This is a genomic window from Rania fehmarnensis (assembly GCF_056494185.1).
On the sequence record NZ_CM151398.1, the window covers coordinates 6,759,577 to 6,777,384 of the forward strand.

Below are 17,808 nucleotides of genomic sequence, written 5' to 3' on the forward strand. Positions count from 1 at the left end.
CTGACTGTCCCATAGCCTGCTCGCACTGCGTGACTCCAAACTTTCAGAGTAACTCAGGCTGCGGCTGAAGACTTCGCTTACATCAAAGCGGTGCCAGATGGCACTCTTTGGAGTGCTGCGGCGCAGCCGTAGCTTTGATGTAAGCGTTGACTGCACCGCAGCCTGCTCGCACTGCGTGACTCCAGACTTTCAGAGTAACTCAGGCTGCGGCTGAAGACTTCGCTTACATCAAAGCGGTGCCAGATGTCACCGCACTCCAAAGGCTTGCTCGCACTGCGTGACTCCAAGCTTTCAGGGTGACTCAGGCTGCGGCTGAAGACTTTCCTTACATCAAAGCGGTGCCAGGTGGCACCGCACTCCAAAGGTGATCTTTATTTGACTTCGACCTGGTCGAGGATGGTTCGTACTTTACGCGCGAGTGTAGAGGGTTTGAAAGGCTTAGCCAGAAAGGCGGCCATGGTGGTCATGACACCCTGCTGAATGAACAGCTCCTCGGTGTAACCACTGATAAACAGGACCTTCAAGTCAGGCCGCAGCTTGCGCAGCTCCTGTGCCAGTTGTCCGCCACTCATGCCTGGCATAACCAAGTCGGAGACGAGTAAGTGAATCTCTTTATCATGGGCCATGAACAGTTCGATACCTTCGGCCGCGGAGCTAGCTGGCAGCACTCGATACCCTTGGCTCTCGAGCGAAACTCGGGCGATGCGCCGTACACTGTCTTCGTCTTCGACCAGGAGAACTGTTTCACTACCCTTAGACGAACCAGCCCAGGGACCATCCAGTTCTGTGGCTCGATCGCTGTCGACCAGTGGCAGCAGGATTCGGAAAGTGGTTCCGACATGCACTTGGCTCTGCACCGATACATGACCACCGCTCTGAGTAATGACGCCATGAACCACGGATAGGCCCAGTCCGGTCCCCTTGCCAACCGGCTTGGTCGTAAAGAACGGCTCGAAGATCTTGGCTTGCACTTCCGACGACATACCGCAACCGGTATCCGTTACGCTCAATTCTGCGTAGTTACCAGGGCCAAGCCGACAACCTTGTTCGCTGGTGGCCGTTGTCAGCGTAACCACATTGGTGCGGATGATCAGCCGACCGCCTGTGCCCATGGCATCGCGCGCGTTGACCGCCAGGTTTACAATCACCTGTTCAATTTGAGCAGGGTCGGCTTGCAGCAGTAAACGATCTGGCGAAAGATCCAGCGCCAAAATAATGTCTTCGCCCACCAGTCGACTGAGCAACTCTTCGAAGTTGGTCAGCAAGGAATTGATGTCGATCAACTGAGGCGAAGCAATGGTCTTGCGGCTAAAGGCCAGCAGCTGCCCGGTCAAGCGGGCGGCGCGTTCACCGGCGTCGCGAATGGCCACGACATGTTGACGCTTTTCATCGTCACTGGACAGTCCAGCCAGCAGAACGTAGCAGTAACCGTTGATAACAGTCAGCAAGTTATTGAAATCGTGTGCGACCCCACCAGCCAGGCGGCCGATGGCTTCCATCTTCTGAGATTGATGAAACTGTTCTTCGAGTTGCTTGCGAGCCGTAATGTCCAGATCGACGCCTACGAAGCGATGCTTGCCTTTGATTTGCAGATCTTCGACCACGCGACCATGGGACAGCGACCAGCGCATGGTTCCATCGGGGCGCATCACACGATACTCACAGCGGAGAGCTCGGCCGGATTCGATCGCTTTGGCTATCTCATCTAAAACACGCTGGCGATCATCCGGATGCAAATGGTTACTAAACACTTCCAACTTCATGGGTTCGGCTGGCGATGATTGTCCCATGATGGCCCACAGGTTGTCGGACCAACTCAACTCATACGTATCTAAATCGAGTTCCCAAGTCCCCATCGGCGCGGTGCCCATCGCCAAACGCAGATGTTCTTCGCTGCGGCGCATTGATTCCTGGGTCTTCATGCGGGCCGTAATATCGGTCAGGAAGCCGTGCCATACGAGGCTTCCATCACTTTCGCGCGCGGGCGTTGAACGTCCTTCGACCCAGATGACTCCTTTCGTTGGATGGCATACGCGAAACTCGCTATGCCATTCCGACATGGTTCGCTTGGCATGTTCAACTTCCGCTTCCACGCGCGCGCGGTCGTCGGGATGTACCGACTGATTGGCCAGTTCACCGCGCTGGCGCAGTTGTTCTGCGCTGTATCCATAGATCTCGCTGATAGCCGGACTGGCATACACAAACGATCGCGATCCATCCTCGCTAGTGGAGTAACTGTGTATGACTCCGGGTGCCACTGAAACCATGCGATGGAATCGATCGCGTTCGACTCTCAGCGCCAGTTCAGCCTGCACTTGCGCGGTGATGTCGACATGCGTTACGACTGCACCAGTGGGACTACCCGCCAGCGGTGTCACGCTCAACATGAACCAACGCGACGAATTGCTACTGGGTTGGGCTGGGGACAGCTTATACTGAAGATGAAATTTATCGGCTTGGCGAGCCAGCACCGTGCGTACTCCGACCGCTGCCTCATGGCCCTGTTGACAGCCCTCCTGCATATAAGATTCGCAGACGCTGAGATAATTCTCGCCCACCATACCGCGCGGCGGCATTCCGGCCGTAGCCCTGGCCAAGCGAAACTCCAGCCAGGCTCGATTGGCCGATAGAATGTACCCATCCTGGTCAATGACGGCTACTTGAGCGGTAAGCGAGTCGAGGATCGCTGCGTTGAATTCGGATTCAGCCCGCTTATGCTCAACGGTAGCCGACTCACCCGCGTTTTTTCGCTTCGTACGCCGACGAGTTCTTGCCAACTGTACATTGTCATCAGTTCCGTCAGATGAGTTTGTCTGGCACATGGTTTTTATCTGGTCCCGTACATCTGGTGCGAGCGACTGCCAAATTTCCCGAGCAGTTCCTGCAGTCAGCGATGTCCCCTTTTGCTCCATCTCCGATACACGCTTCGGCCGCCGCGAAGTGTGATCGATACGCCAACGAACAAATCCAATCTCGACGAATCTCCGGGCAACGTCCTCCTCCGGCACGTTGGCGTTGATGTCGCTGCCACCATCCGGCAAATTCTCTGCAATGAACTGCTGAGCTAGAAGCTGGCGATGCAAGGAAATGTAGTCTACGAGTCCTTCATATTCGTTGCGCATGGTAAGAGTTCGGCCCGACCTGCAAAGACTGCCAAACCGACCTGCGGCCAGCAATCTCGACACTGTCGGATAGTTGAGGGGCTTGATCGCGATAACTGAGGTAGATACATCGTAGCCTATTTCGTGGCCCCAGACACTACCAGTTATGTTCTAGCCCAGACCGTAGCGTTCAACTTGCACCGGGCAGAGGCAGTTTGGACTGCAGCCATTCCTGAGTAGAGAACTGCATGCGATCTTTGTGTTTTTCGAGCTGTCGATTCATTTTTTCCGGCAAACGCTCGTTGCTGTCTTCCAGCTTGGCTTCTAGGGCAGCGCGCAATCCGTTACCCAGTTGTTCAGCCAAGGGACCACCAAGCTGACTGATGCGCCGCACGCGGAACTGGACGATCTCGACTCGAGCCGCATCAACATGGGGTTTAATCCGCACGTCGGGTGGGAATTTTAGCGCATTCAACTGAAAGGCCACTTCACCTTGAACTGTCAATTTGCAGACGGCATCAGCGTTGGCGCTGAGGCTGATCATTTGTACGTCGCGCACCCACTGACTGAGTCGCCCGAAAACGTCCAGCAGCAATTGAATGGTCACGGAGAAATGCACCTTGCCATCGGCGCCGACTTCCAACTGGTGAAACTGTATTAACAAGTTCTTATCTGGATCGACCGTTTGCAGTCGATAGCGAGTCCAAGTGCCGTGGTTGACTTCTTTGTGCTTGCGTTTGGTCTTGATCTTCAAACCATCGCGCGAGATGTCCACGCCATCCCATACTTCTTTCTTCAAATCCCATTTCTTGGCGTCTTCGTATGTGTCCGGCAGATTTTCGCGGATGAGTTGCTTGAGCCAGGCAATCATTTGTGGCGAAGCCAGATCGTCTGCAGTGGCTGGTTGGGGTGCGGCTACCAACTCTTCAGTGGTCACGAGCGAGTGACCTGGCAGACAACCAAGCAAGACTAGCACCATGACGATTTTGGAGTTCACCATCATTTCTACAATTGCTAGCAAAGGTCGGTTGTTTCAGAAATCCGCCGGCTCGGGCGGGGCACCGTATCAATCGGTGGGTGATGTCGTCAATTGCAATTGGGTGGACCGGGCAGTCCTTTTTGCGGAATAATCGGAATTCTCTGCCAGTAATAGGACGTTTCGTCCTCTTCGGGCAAACTTTTCCGCCTGCACGTGCCGATAAGCACGTTTGTAACGAGTTTCCGGAGTGTAACGGACTTGCGCTCTGTGCCGGTGGAGAGGAATCGATGAGAAATCGCAAAGGTTGGAAACATTGGCTCTTCACAGGGCTGGCACTGCTCGGTGGTGCCAGCAACGTGCATGGGCAAACCGGATCGCCATACAACACGGGTGCCGCATACGGGGGCGCACCTGCGATGGATGGCGGCGGGATGGCTGGACTTGGAAACCATGGCCCCATGAGCATAGCAATGCCCGGCCCACCGCCGATGGAAGTTGCTTATGCCAATGGTCCTGGCCCCATGTCCTCAGCTGTCATGCCTGCCGGATTCGGCGGTTCGGGCTGTGCATGTTGCGAAGGTGCCTGTGATACAGGCATGGGCTGCGACAGCATGGGTGGCATGATGATGGGCGATGGCGGTGATGGTGGTGGCTGTGCCATTTGCGGCACCTACCCCTGCCGACTGGGCCGCGCACCACTACGTGACATGATTCGCGGAGCCGGACTGGGCTCGCGCGGCATGGGCTCCGATGGTTGCTACGCCTGTGGGTGGGGCAATAACGCCATGCTGCCAGGTTACCTCTGCGGGCTATTGGGACGCTTTGCTCCCTATGCCGAAGGCGCGCAATCGCAGCGCTGGTTCGACGCGCACATCGGAACCATCGCTCTGAAGCGAACCGATGATATTGCGAGCCGAGTTATCACTACGCAAGGTATCAACGGGGTACCAGTACTGCGTACTAGCGATCCGGGTATCGATCAACTCGAGTTCGGTTTGTTAACCACCTTGGCCCTGCAAACAGGTCCAGGCAGCAATGTTGAGTTGACCTACTTTGGATTGAACAAGTGGCACTCATCGGCAACTGCCGAATCGGGTAATGCCGATCTGTTCTCGGTGATCAGTGCCTTTGGTACCAATCCCAACAACGGCTTTGATGATACGGACCGATCGATCAGTCAGTCGCTCGCCTATGACTCAGCCATTCACAATGCTGAATTGAACTTCCGTCGCCGTTGGGTCGCTCCATCGCGTTGGGTTCAAGGTTCGTGGTTAGCCGGCGTACGCTACTTTGACTTAGATGAAAAGTTTGGTTATCAAACGGTTGGCCTGGTCAACAATGGTGCTGGCTTGACCCCGCGCTTCTTCAACCTGGATACACTGGCTCGCAACGAGCTAGTCGGTTTCCAACTCGGTAGCGATGGTTGGGTCACGGTCGTACCTGGATTAATGTTCGGTATGGAAGGCAAGTATGGCGTCTACGGCAACCATGCAGAAGTTGACTCACACATCGTAGCCAACTCAGTTGCTCAAGCCAGTGAGCATCGCGGCGACGGTGAAACAGCTTACCTGGGCGAATTCCAAGTCGGCGGTCTCTATCGATTGTCGTACTCCTGGACCTTCCGCGCATCGTACAACTACCTGCGAGTCGACAATGTTGCCTTGGCCCCCCGCAACTTCAACACTGCTGGACTAGGCAACAACAACACAGGCTTTGCCTTTGGACCAAACCGAGCACCGTTTATCGATGTAGACGGAGTCGCCAAGTACTCCGGTTTTACTCTAGGTGCTGAATACCTCTGGTAGTCGAATTGGCTGTCAGTCAGAAAACAAGAAAAGCCTGAGCCATTGCTCAGGCTTTTTTTGTTGCGTAGCCGAAGTCGCCAGACTTTGGATGCATCATCGATCTATCTCCAATCTCTGGCGAGATCGGCTACGACTGCTACAACCGGAACAAACATCGAGTCCCTGCGTCAATGTGCCCCCTGGCCGTCGTGCAAAGCAGCTTGTCGAGGCTCTATGACGTACCGTTTAGATACGCTTGCGCCAATTGTTTGGGGCCGCTGGGGAGAGAGGCGTTTTGGACGGTTTGAATCACAAAGCAATAGAGCCCACGTTTGCCCTCTACCAGCCTGGCCGCCACATCCCGCAGTTGGATGGCTTGCGGGGGTTGGCTATCTTGTTAGTAACTCTCTATCGCTTTGGCAAAGACCTTCCGTCGGAGAGTTGGCAGGGACGCTGGCTGGCTCAACTTTTTCATGCTGGTCAATATGGCGTTGAGCTGTTCTTTGTACTGTCCGGCTTTTTGATCACTGGCATTTTGCTCGATTCGCGTGGCGCACCTGGGCAGCTGCGAAACTTCTTCGTTCGTCGTTGTTTGCGAATTCTGCCCCTGTATGTGGGCACGTTGGCCACGATGACGATAGTCCTATCCATCCTTGGTAACGTCGATCAGGGGCAATGGCTGGTCGAACAATTTCGCCCCGCCTATCAGCAGCAAATCTACTTATGGTTTTATCTAACCAACATTCACATGAGTCTGGTGGGAAGTTGGTGTTTTGGTCCGCTGGATCATTTCTGGTCATTAGCGGTCGAGGAGCATTTTTATTTGGTGTGGCCGCTGATCGTCGTGCTGTGTTTACCTGGTCGATTATTGCGCATCGCGATTGTGGGTGCGATCGCCGTAGTGATGGGACGCACGTGTTGGTTGGCCAGCGGTAGCTCAGCCACAGCGGCTGAAGTGCTGACGATCATGCGCTGTGATGGCCTGCTGTTGGGCGCGGCACTGGCGGTGATTGTGCGTCAACCGTCCCTTCGTCAATCGTCCCTAAAGGTGCGACAGTATCGCAACTGGGCCATTACCGCATGCACGGTGTTTTTGCTGATTGGCTTTGCCTTGAGCTGTAGTCAGCGACGCGTGCTAATGGCCGGCTCCATTAGTTGGACGTTAGGTTGGTCGGCGTTGATGATGTGGTTGGTAACCAGTCGCACCAGCAGCCCTCTGGCGCGCGGGCTGGATCTGAAATGGTTGCGTAAGTTGGGTCAACTCAGCTATGGCATGTACGTATTTCAGTGCCCTTTGATACCGCTGGTGACTTGGGTCGGCATGCTCCTAGGTTGGGAGCAAGTCGCTCCAACTGGATTGGTGGGAAGCCTGGTGTATCTGGCTGGAATGTTCTGTCTGACGGTCGGCTTGGCCTGGTGCAGTTGGCACTTATTTGAGAAACACTGGCTGCGGCTGAAAGAGATTTTTCCTCAAACTGCGCGCTCCGCGGAACCGACATCAATGGTCAGCGAAGTAGCGCTCTGGAGGACGGAGAAGCTCTATGAGTTGGCCGCCGTGGGCGCGTCCAATATTGTCGCGATTGGCACCTGCGAAAGCGGTTCAGCGCCCTTGCGGGGGTGAACAAAGGCAGAAAATGTGAATTTCCTTGCCTTTTTCAGCGTTTTTTTGCTCATCTCCTAGTTGAAATTTGTGCTCATCCGTTTTTAATGGTCACGACTGACGTGCAGACGTAGGTCTGTGGTGTACCAATATTTTACTTACTGGAAAGGGATTGAAAGCATGGCGAAGGCCGCAGCGAAGAAGAAAGCTCCATCGAAAACCGAAGTGTTCACGAGCATCGCCGAGAAGACTGAATTGACCAAGAAGCAGGTCGCGGCCGTCTTCGATGCACTGAGCGAAGAAATTGCTCGAAGCCTCAGCAAGAAGGGGCCTGGCGTTTTCCAAATCCCAAACTTGTGCAAGATCGTAGCAGTGGTTCGCCCAGCTAAGCCGAAGCGACAAGTTCGCAACCCGGCTACCGGCGAAATGATTTGGGCTGACGCCAAGAAAGCCTCGGTGGCTGTTCGCGTCCGCGCTTTGAAGAAGCTGAAAGAAATGGTTGGCGATTAATTTCAACCTCCACCCGAACAAAATTCACGAAGGGCGAGCCTCCAGGAGGCCTCGCCCATTTTTGTGTCTCCTTTCGCTCCGCGAAAGGCAATCGGCAGATCAGTGGCCGAAACATAATTCCAGGCTGAGCAATCGGCTTAACGCAACTTCCTTTTGCGGAGCAAAAGGAGACATTCTCACTTCAACAGCTTGGCGATTCTCGGATCGGCTAGCGATGTGGCAATGCCAAACGTGCCACTGAAATCATGATCGCGACTATGATCGCCGGGCACGGCTATCGTGCAAGCACCAGCGGCCACGCCAGCCCGCGCTCCGTTCTGGCTATCTTCCAACACCAACATGCCACTGGCCGCAACGCCCATGCGTTTGGCGGCCTCCAAGTAAATGTCGGGAAACGGTTTGCCTCGAGCCACTTCTGCGGCTGTGACAATAAAGTCGAATCGCTCGAGTACACCTACTGCCGCCAGGCAATCGTCGGCAAAAGTCCGTCGACTGCTCGTAGCCACGCAATGCGCCAGTCCCAAACGCTCGATCCGGTCCAGTAGCTCGACCACGCCGGGCATGACTGCCAGTCGATCAGGCAAGACGCCTGAAAATATCTCTTCGCACTCTTGTTCCAGTTGATCAATGCTCTCGTTCAGCCTGGCTTGTCCAATCAGTACCTCAAAGGCTTGCGGACTGGGCAAGCCCATCATGCTGCGCCGCAACTCATGTGTGTAGTGCTGGCCACGACGCTGCATCAGTTCTTCAAAGACCTCGAAGTACAGTTCCTCCGTATTGATCAGCAGTCCATCCATATCGAAGGCAATCGCTTCGATCGGGCTGTGCCAGGCAAGCGGTGACTCATTTTCAGTTATCATGTTCTCATGCCAAAACCAGAGGAACCCATTAGCGACCGCATCGAGTCGCGTCGCGAAACATTCGTGCCACTGCACACCACAGACCTGGTCGATTTTCTGTCCCAGCATCCAACCTTGCGCGGGCAGCAGCAAGCCGAGTTTCGTCACCTGGCTAGCCTTATACTCGCACTGTTGCATCACGTCTACCGGAGGCGACATGAACAGCTGACCTACCTCTACGCGCCCCTGGATCCCGATCGAGACACACTGCTACTGAGTGTGCCGCTAATCGAGGAACGCGAAAAATTGTGCGACCAGATGCTGCAGCGTTTAGCCGATGTGCTGCGCCGGGCCAACTATCATCGCTTGTCCCAAGCGGAAATCCAACAAGCGATGGATGCAGCCAGTCGCTGGGGCGTGCGCATGCGCGTCAACTTCGACGCTCTCAAGACAATCGAAGTCTATGCGCGCGGCAACGTGCTGACCCAGAAGAGTTTCCGCAGCTGGCGGCGATTGTATCGCCAAACTACGATCGATGTGCAGCTCTACCAACGCCTGGTCGTGATCTTTCGCACCACCTCCGAAGGTCGTGATCCGCGCTTCGATTGGCGACGACTATACCTGCGGATGTTCAAGAATATTCCGCAACAAGATGTCGATATGGTCCTACCAGCTACGCGCATCAAGTTTACTTGGCTCGATCACTCCAGCATCGTCTTGCCATCACTGTACGCGTTAGTTTCTACTCTGTGGAAAGCCCTGCGCTACGCTGTGCTGCTGACGCTAGCCGGTTTGTTCAAAACCGCCGCGCTGATCGCTCTAGTAATGGTCGCGTTCTTGTATGGTGTCAAAGCCATGTTCACGTCGACCATCAACACGCGACGTCGCTACCATTTGAACGTCGCTCAAAACCTCTACTATCAATCGCTGGACAACAACGCCGGGGCCATGTTGAGGTTATTAGAAGAAGGTGAACAACAAGAGGCATGTGAAAGCGTACTGGCCTACTTCATCGCCGCGGTCCTATTGCCCTCGCGATATGGACCAACCGCCGAGCAAGGTTGGATGATCGACCAGCTCGACCAGGCGGCCGAAGAAGTTGTCCTGGAAGCTACCGGCATTCACGTCGACTTTGATATCGAAGGCGCGATTCGCGACCTGATTCATCTCGGGATCGTGCGCATCTGCGATGACCGATTGATAGCTCTGCCGCTAGCCGAAGCCAATCGTCAGCTTAACACCACCTGGGACCAGTGGTTCAACGAATAGAAGGAGTAAGGAGTAAGGTGTAAGCAATGTTCTGCAATCCCCAATCCCCAATCCCCAATCCCCAATCCCCAATCCCCAATCATCAATCGGCAATCATCAATCGCCAATCATCAATCCCATCACGCCGTTTGCTGGCCGGGATACTTGACGCGTCCGTGGTAGATGGCGTTGAGCGATTTGACTAGCGAGGCTTTGATTTGGTCGAGTTGCTTGAGGGTCAGACCGCATTCATCGAACTGGCGATCCAGCAATTTCTTCATGGCGATATCATCGACCAGGTTTTGAATGCGCGACGAAGTGGGTTCGACCAAAGAGCGACTGGCGCTCTCGACGGCATCGGCTAGCATCAACACGGCGGCCTCTAGCGTCTGCGGCTTGGGCCCTGGATAGCGGAACGTGGTCTCGGACACCTCTTCCCCGTGCGGGTCTTGCTGGCTGCGTTTGGTGGCTTCGCGGAAAAAGTACTCAACTAGCGTTGTACCGTGGTGTTGCTCGATGAAATCGATAATTGGTTTGGGCAGTTTGTGTTGCCGCGCTAAGTCGGCGCCATCTTTGACGTGAGCGATGATCACCAGCGTGCTCATCGCCGGTTGCAGCGATTCGTGCCGATTGCCACCCTGGCCTTGATTCTCGACGAAGTAGTTAGGCTTGAAGATCTTGCCGATATCATGAAAGTACGCGCCCACGCGTGTCAGCAAACCATGGGCTCCGATAGCATCGGCGGCGGCTTCGGCAATAGCTGCCACATTGATCGAGTGATTGTAGGTGCCCGGGGCTCGCTGCGCTAGCTGACGGAGCAATGGATGGCTGGCATCACCCAGCTCCAACAAACTCGAATCGGTCTGTACACCAAAGAACCATTCGACAAATGGCAGCACGCTAGTCATCAGGGCACAAGCGATCAGGGCATACAAGCCAAAGCGGCTGGATTCAAAAGCGAGATTGTTGAGCAAGGCTTGCCAAGTCAGCGGGCCATTGACAGAGCCACTCACGGTGGTCGGCATAGCTACGTCGACTTGCCCCAACATGATGTCGACACCCAAATGCGTCAGGGCCACGATGCACCCCGCGGCCAGTCCTACGTAAATCAGCTTAGTGCGCGAACGAACGCGGCCCAGCAACAACACCGCCGAACAAGCCGCACTGGAAAGGATGACGAACTCACCCAAGTTCATGCCCAGCGACAACGTAATGGCCAGCGCCATGCAGTTGCAAATCAACATGGCCAACTGCCGGCCGTAGGCAATGGTGGCTGTCACTGCGCAAAGGACCAACACGGCAACTTCGGCGCGCCAAGGGTCAGCCGACAGCACATAACTCAATAAGGCGGTTATCAACACCAGGCCCAGCAAGCTACACAGCCGTCGCACATCCAAGAGAAAGGTCGGATCGATCTGGTAGTACAGGTAGATGCCACATAATAAAAAGAGCGCCGCCACCATGCCCAGAAAGGCCAGGGCTCGCAGCAGTTTCTCTTTCCAACCCAACTGTAAGATCCATGCCTCGTACTCGGCGCGCAGCAGCGGCAAGTCATTTTCTAAAGACAGTGGATACCCCGGTCGAGCCAGCACACTGGTCGAAGGCGAATAGACCACCATCGCAGGTTTGATCGCTTCTTCATTGCGCCGCCGCGACTCTTCGCTCAAATCTTGGCGATAGGTCAGCGTGACCGGCAAATTCGAGATCAGATAAGCGTTGACCATCTTGGCGACCAAAATGGCTTCGGGCTTGCCAAACTCTTGTTGAAACACACTCAGCGTGCGTTTGGGTAGCTCTTCGGTCAGTTCGGCAATACGCACGCGCATGACTTCGATGGCAGCGGCGGCTTGCTCAGGCTGGCCCTTTTGGAAGATGTAAATCAAGCGTTGATTACCATCTTCGATCGCATGGCTGACGCTTTGTAACACACCAAAGTCGACGAGCGGTTCAAAGGTGACGCGAACTGCCCGCGTCAGTTTCTCCGTTTGATTGGGCGGTCCTAATAAACTGCGAATGGCTACCAGGGCTTGTTCGGGTGTGATCTCCAGTTCACCATCTCTGCCAGGCAAGAGTGAATCCAGCGCGGCGCGTTGCTTACTATCGAGTTCTTCGAAGCGCTTTTCGGGCACCAGTTGGGTAAGCAATCCGATGATAGTGCTGCTGAGTTGATTCAGGGGCACCGGGTTGTTTTCGTAGTAGCACAGCGTCTCTTGTCGTTTGATGGCGCGCTCACGCTCGGTCTTTTCGGCGTCGGGCATTTCAAAGGCGACGCGCGCCATAATGGCTCGCGACGGCACGAAGCCTTCCCGATAAGAAAACGGCGGCTTCCATCCTTCGAGAATGACCAGAAGGGCCAGCATAGCGGCCAAGGCGATGCCCAGCCGCATGATCGATGGTGGTGAGTAAAGTCCTTGAAACCAAAGCTTCAGCGAGGACGGTTCCAACTGGAGCGATGCCACGCGCTCACTACGCGTGCGTCGAGATGGGGTGGTAGCCATACGGCAGTGTGTTGCGAGTTTTGAGCTCGCTAGTCTCCTATTTCAGTGCCCGAACCCGGGCTCAGCCGCATCGCCGGAAGCTTGTCCGCCGGCTTGCTGCTCGTACCGTCCAACAATCAACTGTACCAGTCGATGCCTTACGATATCTTGTTGAGCCAAAGTTACAAACGCCACATTTTCCAAACCTTGCAGTCGGCGCCAGGCGTCACGCATGCCGCTGAGGACTCCGCCGGGCAAATCGACTTGCGTCATATCGCCCGAGACCACGATCTTAGAGCCTTCGCCCATGCGCGTCAAAAACATCTTCATCTGCGCCATGGTCGTATTTTGGGCTTCGTCCAGGATTATAAACGCATCATTGAGGGTGCGCCCACGCATATAGGCGAGGGGTATCACTTCGATTACGTCATGCTCCATCAAGTATTTTACCTGATCATAATCCAGCATTTCGTTTAATGCGTCCAGCAGCGGACGAAGGTAGGGATTCAGTTTTGCTTGCAAATCCCCTGGCAAAAACCCCAAACTTTCGCCTGCTTCAACCGCCGGCCGCACCAAAACTATTTTCCGAGCCCCGCGGGATTTTAGGGCTTCAACGGCCAAGGCTACCGCCAGGTACGTCTTACCGCAGCCAGCCGGACCACGACAAAATGTCAGGTCATGAGCCCGAATCGCCGAAACGTAGCTCGCCTGACCAGCGGTTCGCGGCTTAATTTTCCGATGCTGGTGCGAGAGATCCACTTCGACATTGGACTCAGTCAAGTCTAGCTTGGGGCCCTGCAGCCGCGTGGAAGAGGTTACAGAATAATTGCTCGAAGCTCGGGCAGGTTCGGCGGCGGCCACGGAAGATTCGATCCCCTCACCCGCAGCCACTCCCAGCACGGCTTGAACTTCCGTTAACGTCAATTGGCCGCGCTTGGCTGCTCGCTCCCGCAGCGATTCCATCGCCGAAGTCGCCAAGCGGACCGCCTCTTCGTCCCCCACAATGCGCACTTTGCCATCGCGATGCGTAATAGCCACACCATAGTGATTGCGGACCATCCGCAGGTATTGATCTTGAGGACCAAACAAACACAGCACAATCGCCGGATCGGCCACAGTCAGATTGGCTTCAGACATCTGCACTTCCTTTTAGTCACCCTTGATCACTCGTAGCGGAATGCGTCAAGCACTTCGTAACTCATCACTCGTAGCGGAATGCGTCAAGCATTTCGTAACTCACTTTGACTTTAGCACAATTCACTTTCAAAAGCCTTGACGGCTTCCGCTATAGGGAGTCCTCTATGCTGGCGGTCGAATAAAGTCGGCCGCTACAAGTAAATACCCGAACAGTCCGGCAGGCAACAACGAATCGGTCACATCCCACAATCCACCCAAGCCCGGCAAGACTTGGGAGCTGTCCTTGAACTCGGTTTCGCGTTTGACCAACGATTCCAACAAGTCACCCGCTACTCCGGCCAAGGTCAAGACAATACCAGCCAGGATAGGTCCCAACCAATTTGGGTTCACACGGGCACCAAATAACCAACTGACAAACGGCACAAAGTAAATCCAACTGACAAGCGTGCCTACCAGCATACCGCCTAACAAACCTTCGATCGTCTTGCCTGGACTGACTGCGGGACAGAGTTTTGTTCGGCCAAACGCGCGTCCAGTAAAATAAGCGCCGGCATCGGTGAACTTGGTTACTACAATCATGCCCACCACGGAGGCCAGGCCCCAACCATCACTGCCGTTCTGACGCAAGGCCACCCAGAATGCAAAGCCGATACCGAAGTAGACCGCTACCCAACCGCTGATAACCGCGCGCTCCAGGGCTTGGGTTCCGGGTACATAGTTGGGCATGATCCACACAAAACAGGCAACCAAAGCGATCAGCGCCGCGGCCAGAGGTAATCCGAGCGGACCAAGTGGACAGTTGGCCGGGTACGTCCAACCGACCACGCCATATAGAAGGGGAATCAGCGTGGCCAGCATAATGCCGCTGCAGCCAATAATGCACGGAGCTATCGCAAATCCAGCTCGGCGGGCTTTCAGCATCCGCGCGCACTCCAACGCACTTCCGCCATAGAGAATCACGGCCAGCACGGACATCCAAAACCCGTGGCTATTACCCACAGGCAGACGTGAATCAAGCGTCACAAAGCCGAGCGAGCACGAAATAATAATGAAGGCCGAAAGTAGTCGCTGTCGGAGCAATCATCTCTCCCTATGCCAATGTCTCCTTTCGCTCCGCGAAAGGCATTTCTACCATATGTCTCGCATCGAATCGCGGAAACACATCCGCTGGATGCTTTGGGTTTAGGTCCAGTGGAGAATATGGTAGTCGAAGTTGGCAGTTGCGAGGGTCTAGTTCGCGATTTTCGGGCTTACGATTCCAAATCGTCGTCGTCCAAGTGATCCAGCGATTCCAACTCGTCCGACTCTTCGTCTTCATCCCAGTCGACATCTTCCTCGTCCAGCGGCACTTCTACCTTCTTGAGCTGGGTGGCTGTGGCAATTCCAGGCGCGTGCGAACGCGGAGTTTCTTCATCGTTATCCCAGCCTTCGTCACGGCGAATACGATTGCGGCGGGTCTCCTTGGGCTTGGGTTCCGCTGCTTCGGCTCCACCACCGCTCTTCATCGCTTCCCACTGCGCCATCGAGATGATTACTTCCCGCGCCTGCGAACCGTTATATTGACCGACGATGCCATCTTCGGCCATGAAGTCGATCAAGCGGGCACCGCGGCCATATCCAATGCCCAGCGCACGTTGCAACAGCGACACACTGCCTCGACCTTCGCGCACCACCACTTCGACTGCGGCTTCATATAAATCATCGCGTTTCCGGAAGCCCGGTGTCTTGCCGTCGCCCTCTTCGCCTTCTTCCGCCTTAACCTGCAGATTGACCAACTCATGCACAAAGTTCTGCTCACCCGTGCTGCAGTGATCGACCACTCGGTTGATCTCTTCATCACTCAGGTATGTGCCTTGACCGCGCAGCAGCGTACTGGTACCGGGCCACAGGAACAGCATGTCACCGTTGCCGAGCAGTTTATCAGCACCCATTTCATCCAACACAACGCGGCTGTCCGTACGGCTGGCCACTTGGAACGAGATACGTGCGGGCAAGTTGCTCTTGATTAGACCGGTGATAACATCGACCGTGGGTTTCTGCGTAGCGAGTATCAAGTGAATGCCGACCGCACGACTCTTTTGAGCCAGGCGAATGATGTGCTGCTCAACTTCTTTACCGGCAGTCATCATCAAGTCAGCCATTTCGTCAGCCACGATTACGATAAACGGCAAGTGATCGGGAATCGCATCTTCTTCTTCAGCCGATTCAGGTTTCAACCTTTCGACCAACTCTTCGCGCCCCAACTGGTTGTAGTTGACCAAGTGACGCACACCGGCGCGGGCGAGCAGCGAATAACGTTCTTCCATCTTGTCGACGGCCCAGGCCAAAATGGCTTCGGCTTTCTTCATGTCGGTGACCACCGGGTGCATGAGGTGCGGCAATCGCGCATATCCACTCAGTTCCACCATCTTGGGGTCGATCATCAGCATGCGCACTTCATCGGGTCGTTTGGTCATCAGGATCGAAGCGATGATTGCATTCAAACACACCGACTTACCCGTACCGGTTCGACCAGCGATCAACAAGTGAGGCAGCGAAGCCAGGTCGACGGTCAGCGCATTTCCGGAAACATCTTTGCCCAGGAACAACGGGATCTTGGCTTTCTTGCTAGCCGCGGTGCCTTCTTCGATCACTTCACGCAAACGCACCACTTGTCGCGTCTCATTGGGTACTTCGATACCAACCGTGTTCTTGCCGGGTATAGGGGCCACGATGCGCACACTGGGCACGCGCAGGGCAATGGCCAAATCGTCCGCCAGGCTGGTGATCTTCGACAGGCGTAAACCGGCTTCGAGTTCAACTTCGTACTGCGCGATCACCGGGCCGGTTTCAATTTCCACCACGCGCACATTGAAACCAAAGTCACCAAACGTCTTTTCCAGGATCTTGGCTTTGCGCCGAACTTCGATTGCCTGGTCTTCGAAGTTGATGTCATCGCTCTCGGTCAGCAGGTCGGTACCGGGCAGCACATACTCTTCGGTGCCTTCGGGCAAACTGGTATCGTCGAGATGCTCGAGCGAGTTATCGGTTTGCTTAGCGGCGGCGGCTGCGCCTTTCTTCTTGCGACGGACGCGCGGACCTTCGTCTTCGGCAATGACTTCATCGGTGGTAGATTCGGCACCTTCTTCGTCGGCACCGGCTTCTTCGCCTACGTCGTCTTCCTCTTCGACTAGTTCATTCGCTTCGGCATCGACATCTGCAGGCGCTTCCGTCTTTAACTTGCTGGATAGCAAATTGGTGGCGGCGGCAGCTACGCCGGCAATGATCGACTCAGCTGCTTTGCCACTACTGGCTTTGGTAGCGGCCGCCGTCGCGGCGACAGCGGCTGTGGGTGCGGGGTCCGGTGGCAGCGATTTACCATCGATGGTCTGACCGCGAATGCGGATCGATACGTTATCCACGCCCTCACCGGGCAGCACAACTTTCTCCACATCGATTTGCCGGCCACGCAGGTATGGCCCCAGTGGCGCAAAGGGGTTGAGGCTGCGCAGCCCGCGACGACTAGCTAGTGCCGTGCTGGTCGCGACCGTGGCTCCACCAGCGACAAACCATCCCAACCAGCGCAGTACCACATAGTCGGTACTCAACAACAAACCTGCCACCATCACCGCGGTGGTCAAAATGAATCCGCCGATGGTCGCAAAATGATGATTGAGCCACGTGGTCGTGAGCGCACCCAGATATCCACCGGCTCCAATGGCTGGCGAGTTACGCGTTTCAATTTTTAGAAGTGTGGCAAAGGTAGTGAACGCCAGCACAACTAACAACCAACCGAATTGACGCGAAGGAGCCACAAAGTTGCTCTGCACGCGGAACATCCAGCAGGTCAGCGCCGTCATCGCCGCGACTAGCGGTATGGCGCCGATACCGAGACCCTCGACCAGCATTTGTGCGGCTAGCGCGCCAGCCCAACCGCACCAATTGGTACAGGTGGCGTTCGGAGGATAAACGCTTTCGCTGGGCTGATAGAATTGATTCAGCGGGGCCACCAGCGGGCCGACCGGATCAGCCGGATCATAGCTGAGCAGACTCACCCACAGAAACAAGCAGATGGCTGCCAGTACTGTGGCTTCAACGTCAAATTTGACTTGTCTGGGTTCGCTCATCAACGTATGGTCATGTCCACCGCGACT

The 17,808-nt window shown here is 55.2% G+C and carries 11 protein-coding genes; 4 read left to right on the forward strand and 7 right to left on the reverse strand.

The window, feature by feature from the left end; genetic code table 11:
• Nucleotides 1-371: 371 nt before the first annotated feature.
• Nucleotides 372-3,122: a PAS domain-containing protein gene (locus SH573x_RS23000; protein WP_479350179.1), complete on the reverse strand. Its 2,751-nt coding sequence runs from the start codon at nucleotides 3,120-3,122 to the stop codon at nucleotides 372-374.
• 169 nt (nucleotides 3,123-3,291) lie between these two features.
• Nucleotides 3,292-4,104, reverse strand: coding sequence for a hypothetical protein (locus SH573x_RS23005; RefSeq protein WP_479350181.1), 813 nt, complete (start codon nucleotides 4,102-4,104; stop codon nucleotides 3,292-3,294).
• A 263-nt stretch (nucleotides 4,105-4,367) separates the two neighbouring features.
• On the opposite strand from SH573x_RS23005, the gene SH573x_RS23010 reads away from it, so the two are divergent.
• The 3 genes from SH573x_RS23010 (at nucleotide 4,368) to SH573x_RS23020 (ending at nucleotide 7,974) form a co-directional block, all read left to right on the forward strand.
• Nucleotides 4,368-5,885: a hypothetical protein gene (locus tag SH573x_RS23010; RefSeq protein WP_479350183.1), complete on the forward strand. Its 1,518-nt coding sequence runs from the start codon at nucleotides 4,368-4,370 to the stop codon at nucleotides 5,883-5,885.
• Between the two features lie 274 nt (nucleotides 5,886-6,159).
• The gene (locus SH573x_RS23015) at nucleotides 6,160-7,485 is read left to right on the forward strand and encodes an acyltransferase family protein (RefSeq protein ID WP_479350185.1); all 1,326 of its coding nucleotides are present in this window, start codon (nucleotides 6,160-6,162) and stop codon (nucleotides 7,483-7,485) included.
• A gap of 159 nt (nucleotides 7,486-7,644) precedes the next feature.
• Nucleotides 7,645-7,974, forward strand: a complete 330-nt coding sequence (locus SH573x_RS23020; protein ID WP_479350186.1) for an HU family DNA-binding protein — start codon at nucleotides 7,645-7,647, stop codon at nucleotides 7,972-7,974.
• Nucleotides 7,975-8,150: 176 nt separating this feature from the next.
• On the opposite strand, the gene SH573x_RS23025 is transcribed toward SH573x_RS23020, so the two are convergent.
• Nucleotides 8,151-8,834: an HAD family hydrolase gene (locus SH573x_RS23025; RefSeq protein WP_479350187.1), complete on the reverse strand. Its 684-nt coding sequence runs from the start codon at nucleotides 8,832-8,834 to the stop codon at nucleotides 8,151-8,153.
• A 6-nt stretch (nucleotides 8,835-8,840) separates the two neighbouring features.
• On the opposite strand from SH573x_RS23025, the gene SH573x_RS23030 reads away from it, so the two are divergent.
• On the forward strand, nucleotides 8,841-10,082 hold the full coding sequence (locus SH573x_RS23030; RefSeq protein WP_479350188.1) for a DUF3754 domain-containing protein: 1,242 nt from the start codon (nucleotides 8,841-8,843) through the stop codon (nucleotides 10,080-10,082).
• 119 nt (nucleotides 10,083-10,201) lie between these two features.
• Here SH573x_RS23030 and SH573x_RS23035 read toward each other — a convergent pair whose 3' ends face one another.
• From SH573x_RS23035 to SH573x_RS23050, 4 genes are all read right to left on the reverse strand, one after another.
• Entirely contained in the window at nucleotides 10,202-12,559 is a 2,358-nt protein-coding gene (locus SH573x_RS23035; RefSeq protein ID WP_479350189.1) for an HD family phosphohydrolase, read from the reverse strand.
• A 42-nt stretch (nucleotides 12,560-12,601) separates the two neighbouring features.
• Complete coding sequence (locus SH573x_RS23040; RefSeq protein ID WP_479350190.1) at nucleotides 12,602-13,675, reverse strand: PhoH family protein; 1,074 nt, start codon at nucleotides 13,673-13,675, stop codon at nucleotides 12,602-12,604.
• 162 nt (nucleotides 13,676-13,837) lie between these two features.
• Nucleotides 13,838-14,755, reverse strand: a complete 918-nt coding sequence (locus SH573x_RS23045) for a phosphatidate cytidylyltransferase (RefSeq protein WP_479350191.1) — start codon at nucleotides 14,753-14,755, stop codon at nucleotides 13,838-13,840.
• 170 nt (nucleotides 14,756-14,925) lie between these two features.
• Nucleotides 14,926-17,781 carry an FtsK/SpoIIIE family DNA translocase gene (locus SH573x_RS23050; RefSeq protein WP_479350192.1) on the reverse strand — a complete coding sequence of 952 codons (2,856 nt, stop codon included), beginning with the start codon at nucleotides 17,779-17,781 and terminating at the stop codon, nucleotides 14,926-14,928.
• Nucleotides 17,782-17,808: the final 27 nt, after the last annotated feature.

Coding starts and splice junctions, on each gene's coding strand:
- SH573x_RS23005 (WP_479350181.1), bottom strand. CDS start 4,104: ATGATGGTGAACTCCAAAATCGTCATGGTGCTAGTCTTGCTTGGTTGT.
- SH573x_RS23010 (WP_479350183.1), top strand. CDS start 4,368: ATGAGAAATCGCAAAGGTTGGAAACATTGGCTCTTCACAGGGCTGGCA.
- SH573x_RS23035 (WP_479350189.1), bottom strand. CDS start 12,559: ATGGCTACCACCCCATCTCGACGCACGCGTAGTGAGCGCGTGGCATCG.
- SH573x_RS23000 (WP_479350179.1), bottom strand. CDS start 3,122: ATGCGCAACGAATATGAAGGACTCGTAGACTACATTTCCTTGCATCGC.
- SH573x_RS23030 (WP_479350188.1), top strand. CDS start 8,841: ATGCCAAAACCAGAGGAACCCATTAGCGACCGCATCGAGTCGCGTCGC.
- SH573x_RS23020 (WP_479350186.1), top strand. CDS start 7,645: ATGGCGAAGGCCGCAGCGAAGAAGAAAGCTCCATCGAAAACCGAAGTG.
- SH573x_RS23040 (WP_479350190.1), bottom strand. CDS start 13,675: ATGTCTGAAGCCAATCTGACTGTGGCCGATCCGGCGATTGTGCTGTGT.
- SH573x_RS23050 (WP_479350192.1), bottom strand. CDS start 17,781: ATGAGCGAACCCAGACAAGTCAAATTTGACGTTGAAGCCACAGTACTG.
- SH573x_RS23025 (WP_479350187.1), bottom strand. CDS start 8,834: ATGATAACTGAAAATGAGTCACCGCTTGCCTGGCACAGCCCGATCGAA.